Here is a 4,890-nt window from a genome sequence, read left to right as displayed (position 1 = left end):
CGGCCACCGCGGCGACCACCGTGCCGAGCGCGAAGGCCAGGAAGAGGACGGAGACCAGTCGGCGCCGGCGGGCCAGCAGCCGCGCCCGGCGCTCCCCGCCGCCCTGCCGCACCGGGGCCGGCCGTTCGGCCGGGCGCTCCGCCGGGGGTTCGGGCTCCCGTGCGACGGGATCGCCGGAGGCGGCCCCGTCCCGTTCGGGAGGACCGTCGTCGCTGTGCTCGTCGTCACGCGGTTCGTCGCCCAGGGCCCGGGCTGCCCGCCGCTCCAGCGCCGAACGCCCGGCCAGCAGGCGGATGGCGGTGCTGAAGCGTTCCGTCGGGCGCGCCTCGTTGAGTTCGTCCTGCCTGCGGAGCCACATCGGCACCAGATAGGCGGCCCAGGCCCCTACGATGACGGCGTAGATAAGGCCGCTACTGCTCACGATTCACACCGTACGGGCGCCGGGGAAGGCCTGGCAGCAATTTGGCACGGCGTGTCGTGTGATCAAGCTGATTCTCCGACTATTTTGCCGGTATTTGTGACGGTCCGCCACCGCGTCGATGCCATATCGATATTCTTTTCGAACATATATTCAATTACGTGGCTCGCGACCCGAACTGATCGCCCGCCAGCGCTCCAGCATCCCCTCCGGGACCTCCTCGGCGGTCAGGACGTAGACCAAGTGGTCCCGCCAGTCCCCGTCGATGTGGAGATAGCGCGGGCGGATTCCCTCCGAGCGGAAGCCGAGCTTTTCCACCACCCGTCGGCTCGGGCCGTTCTCCGGGCGGATGCAGACCTCGATCCGGTGCAGTCCGAGGGTGTCGAAGCAGTAGTCCACCGCGAGCGCCACGGCCGTCGGCATGATGCCCCGGCCGGCCACCGCCTCGTCGATCCAGTAGCCGACGTTGGCCGAGCACATCGAGCCCCAGGTGATCCCGCCGACGGTCAACTGGCCCACCAGCTGGCCCTTGTAGAGCACCACGAAGGGCAGCATCCGGCCGGCCGAGGCCTCCCCGCGCAGGAAGCGGACCATCTGCCGGTAGGTCGGCCGGGGCCCGGCCGCCTGCCCCGCCGGGCCGGGCGGCACGGTGGCCTCCCAGCGGCGCAGCCAGTCCCGGTTGCGGCGGCTCACCTCCTGCCACTCGCGCTGGTCGCGGGCCCGGATCGGGCGCAGCACGACCTCCCCCTCCTGGAGTTCTACCGGCCAGCCGGCGTTCAGTGCGCTCTCCCGGAAGCTGGTGCGTCGGGCCGGGGGTGGTCCCCGCCGGCGAGCTGGTCGACGGCGTGGGCGAGCAGCGGCTCCAGGACGGCCAGGCCGTCCCGCACGCCGCCGGTCGAGCCCGGCAGGTTGACGATCAGGGTACGTCCGGCGAGCCCGGCGAGCCCGCGGGAGAGCGCCGCGGTCGGCACCTTGTCGCGGCCGTACGCGCGGATGGCCTCGGGGATGCCGGGGATCTGCCGGTCGATCACCCGGGCGGTCATCTCGGGGGTGAGGTCCATCGGCGAGATGCCGGTGCCGCCGGTGGTCAGCACCACGTCGTACCCGGCGGCGACGGCCTCGCGCAGGACGGCCTCGACCGGCTCGCCGTCCGGGACGACCCGGGGGCCGTCGGCGGTGAAGCCCATCGCGGTCAGGCCTGCCACCAGCAGCGGGCCGCCCTTGTCCTCGTACACCCCGGCCGAGGCCCGGTTGGAGACGGTGACGGCCAGCGCCCTCATGCCCTGCGGCTTCATGCCCTGCGGCCTCATGCGCCGGCCTCCGGCGCGAACCAGTCGCCGCTCTTGCCGCCGGTCTTGCTGAGCACCCGGACGGACTCGATGCCGGCGCCCTTGTCGACGGCCTTGACCATGTCGATCACGGTCAGCGCGGCGACCGTCACCGAGGTCAGCGCCTCCATCTCGACGCCGGTGCGGTCGGCGGTCTTCACGGTGGCGGTGATCTCGACCGCGTCGTCCGCGACGGTGAGGTCGACCTTGACGCCGGAGACGGCGATCGGGTGGCAGAGCGGGATCAGGTCCGGGGTCCGCTTGGCGCCCATGATCCCGGCGATCCGGGCCACGGCGAGGGCGTCGCCCTTGGGCACGCCCTCGCCGCGCAGCAGCTCCACGACCTTCGGGGAGACCCGGACCCGCCCGGCCGCGACGGCGGTGCGCGCGGTGGTGGCCTTCTCGGAGACGTCGACCATCCGGGCCGCGCCCTGCTCGTCGACGTGGGTGAGGCGGTCGCCGGGGTTCGGTGTCGTCACGGGTAACTCCAGGGGCGCGCAGGTCGAATACCGCGCTACCGTACCGCCCCGTGCCACGCCCACTCGCCTCCGGGCGCTCCTGACCCGCCGCCCTTCGGCCCGCCGCGGTGCGCCGGCCGCTCAGGCGTCCAGCAGGACCACGTCGACCTCGCTGCCGGCCGGCAGCTCGGTGACCTCCTCGGGGACGGTGATCAGGCAGTTCGCCCGGGCCAGCGCCCCGACCAGGTGGGAGTCGGCGCCGCCCACCGGCTCGACCGTGCGGTCCGCGGCCGAGTAGCGGCCGCGCAGGAACTGCCGTCGGCCGGCCGGGGAACGCAGCGCGGACGGGCAGAACGCGCGCACCACCGGGCGGTGGACGTCGGTCGCGCCCAGCATGGTGCGGATCACCGGGCGGACGAAGAGCTCGAAGGAGATGTAGGCGCTCACCGGATTGCCCGGCAGGGCGAGCAGCGGCACCCCGGCCCCGCCGCCGATCCGGCCGAAGCCCTGCGGCTTGCCGGGCTGCATCCGCAGCTTGCGGAAGTCGACGCCCCCGTAGGACTCGAAGACCTCCTTGACCACGTCGTACGCGCCGACGCTGACGCCGCCGCTGGTGACGATCAGGTCGGCGCGGCCGAGCTGGTCCTCCAGGACGGCGCGCAGCCGGTCGGCGTCGTCGGGGACGGCGCCGACCCGGTAGGCGATGGCGCCGGCCTCCTGGGCGGCGGCGGTGAGGGTGAAGCTGTTGGAGTCGGCGATCTGCCCGGGCCCGACCGGCTCGCCGGGCTGGACCAGCTCGCTGCCGGTGGAGAGCACCACCACCCGGGGGCGCGGGCGGACCTTCACGGTGGCCCGGCCGATCGCGGCGAGCAGGCCGAGCTGGGCGGGGCCGAGCCGGGTGCCGGCCTCCAGGACCCTGGCACCGGCCGCGACGTCACTGCCGGCCCGCCGGATGTGCGCGCCCTCGGCGACCGGGCGCAGCACCCGGACCTCCTCGTCCGCCACCGGCGCGGTCATCGCGGCGGCGGCGACCCCGGTGCCGGTGCCGCCGTCGGTCCACTCGACCGGGGCGACGGCCTGGGCGCCGGGCGGCATCGGGGCGCCGGTCATGATCCGGGCGGCCTGGCCGGGGCCGACCTTGGGCAGCTCACCCGCACCGGCGGCGATGTCGCCGACCACGGTGAGCACCGAGGGGTAGGCGTCGGTGGCGCCCCTGGTGTCGGCGGTGCGGACCGCGTAGCCGTCCATCGAGCTGTTGTCGAAGGGCGGCAGGTCGCCGTCGGCGACCACGTCCTCCTCCAGCCGGCAGCCCTGGGCGTCGAGCAGTTGGAGCTCGATGGCGGGCAGCGGGCCGACGGCGGCCAGCACGTCGGCCCGGTGCTCGTCCACCGTCCAGAACCGAGGAGCCGCCGGTGCCCGGTCCGCGGACCCCTCGCAGCAGGCTGCGGGGGTGGTGCTGTGCTCCGTGGACCCGGTCATCGGCGGCTCGCTCTCTGTGTCGTGGGTCAGTCCTGCAGCTCGGAGCCGACGAACTCCCGCAGCCAGGAGCGGAACTCCGGGCCCAGGTCCTCGCGCTCGGAGGCCAGTCGGACGATAGCGCGCAGGTAGTCGGCGCGGTCGCCGGTGTCGTAGCGGCGGCCCTTGAAGAGCACGCCGTGCACCTGGCCGCCGGCCTCGGCGTCGCGGTTGGTCAGCTCGCGCAGGGCGTCGGTGAGCTGGATCTCGCCGCCGCGGCCGGGCGGGGTCTCGCGCAGCACGTCGAAGACCAGCGGGTCGAGGACGTAGCGGCCGATGACGGCGTAGTTGGAGGGGGCCTCGCCCGGCTCGGGCTTCTCGACCAGGTCGGTCACCTGGAAGACGTCCTCGCCGAAGCCGTTGGCCTTGACGGCGGCGCAGCCGTAGAGGTGGATCTGGGAGGGGTCGACCTCCATGAGGGCGACGACCGAGCCGCCGAGCTCCTGCTGCACCTCGATCATGCGGGAGAGCAGCGGGTCGCGGGGGTCGATCAGGTCGTCGCCGAGCAGGACGGCGAAGGGCTGGCCGGCGACGTGCTGCTCCGCGACGGAGACGGCGTGGCCGAGGCCCTTCGGGTCGCCCTGGCGGACGTAGTGCATGTTGGCCAGCTCGACGGACTCGCGGACCCGGCGCAGCCGGTCCTCGTCGCCCTTGCGGACGAGCAGCTCCTCCAGCTCGTAGGCGCGGTCGAAGTGGTCCTCCAGCGCGCGCTTGTTACGGCCGGTGACCATGAGTATGTCGGACAGGCCCGCGGACGAGGCCTCCTCGACGACGTACTGGATGGCCGGCTTGTCCACGACGGGCAGCATCTCCTTCGGCGTGGCCTTGGTCGCCGGGAGGAAGCGGGTGCCCAGTCCGGCCGCGGGCACCACGGCCTTGGTCACCGGAATTCGGGGAGCGGTCGTCGTCATGCGTTTACCTTACTCAGGCACGTTTTCGCCCGGCCGAGCGCGTTCGGACGGCTAGGACAGCACGTCGCGGGGCACGGCCACGATGGCGGGCGTATGGGAAGCGACCGGCTGGGCCGAGGGACCCCCTCCGGTACAGGCCGACACACTACCCGGCTTTTCCGAACGGTCACGTTCGGCAGCCGGGGCCGGCCCCGGAGCGGAAGCGGGCTGCTCACGGGGCCCGGCCGGGGGCTGACCGGGCCGCGGCGCGATCCGCCAGC

The 4,890-nt window shown here is 73.7% G+C and carries 5 protein-coding genes and 1 pseudogene; all 6 read right to left on the bottom strand.

What is annotated here, in order from left to right:
* Positions 1-421 (bottom strand): annotated as a pseudogene (locus BG452_RS29865) (hypothetical protein); the annotation flags it as partial.
* 150 nt (positions 422-571) lie between these two features.
* A complete protein-coding gene (locus BG452_RS29860; protein WP_411293044.1) occupies positions 572-1,156 on the bottom strand; it encodes a GNAT family N-acetyltransferase in 585 nt (194 codons plus the stop codon).
* Positions 1,157-1,194: 38 nt separating this feature from the next.
* Complete coding sequence (locus tag BG452_RS29855) at positions 1,195-1,698, bottom strand: molybdenum cofactor biosynthesis protein B (protein ID WP_188307473.1); 504 nt, start codon at positions 1,696-1,698, stop codon at positions 1,195-1,197.
* Positions 1,699-1,724: 26 nt separating this feature from the next.
* A complete protein-coding gene (gene moaC, locus BG452_RS29850) occupies positions 1,725-2,225 on the bottom strand; it encodes a cyclic pyranopterin monophosphate synthase MoaC (protein WP_188307471.1) in 501 nt (166 codons plus the stop codon).
* Positions 2,226-2,345: 120 nt separating this feature from the next.
* Entirely contained in the window at positions 2,346-3,683 is a 1,338-nt protein-coding gene (glp, locus tag BG452_RS29845) for a gephyrin-like molybdotransferase Glp (RefSeq protein WP_188307470.1), read from the bottom strand.
* A 26-nt stretch (positions 3,684-3,709) separates the two neighbouring features.
* On the bottom strand, positions 3,710-4,630 hold the full coding sequence (gene galU / locus BG452_RS29840) for a UTP--glucose-1-phosphate uridylyltransferase GalU (RefSeq protein WP_188307469.1): 921 nt from the start codon (positions 4,628-4,630) through the stop codon (positions 3,710-3,712).
* Between the last annotated feature and the right edge of the window lie 260 nt (positions 4,631-4,890).

This window comes from Streptomyces sp. CBMA123, assembly GCF_014596465.1.
Taxonomy (GTDB): Bacteria; Actinomycetota; Actinomycetes; order Streptomycetales; family Streptomycetaceae; genus Kitasatospora.
This window is presented reverse-complemented; position numbering and strand designations above follow the sequence as displayed.

Excerpts from the sequence above, each read along its gene's own strand:
- BG452_RS29855 (WP_188307473.1), bottom strand. The coding sequence starts at position 1,698 with ATGAGGGCGCTGGCCGTCACCGTCTCCAACCGGGCCTCGGCCGGGGTG.
- galU (WP_188307469.1), bottom strand. The coding sequence starts at position 4,630 with ATGACGACGACCGCTCCCCGAATTCCGGTGACCAAGGCCGTGGTGCCC.
- glp (WP_188307470.1), bottom strand. The coding sequence starts at position 3,683 with ATGACCGGGTCCACGGAGCACAGCACCACCCCCGCAGCCTGCTGCGAG.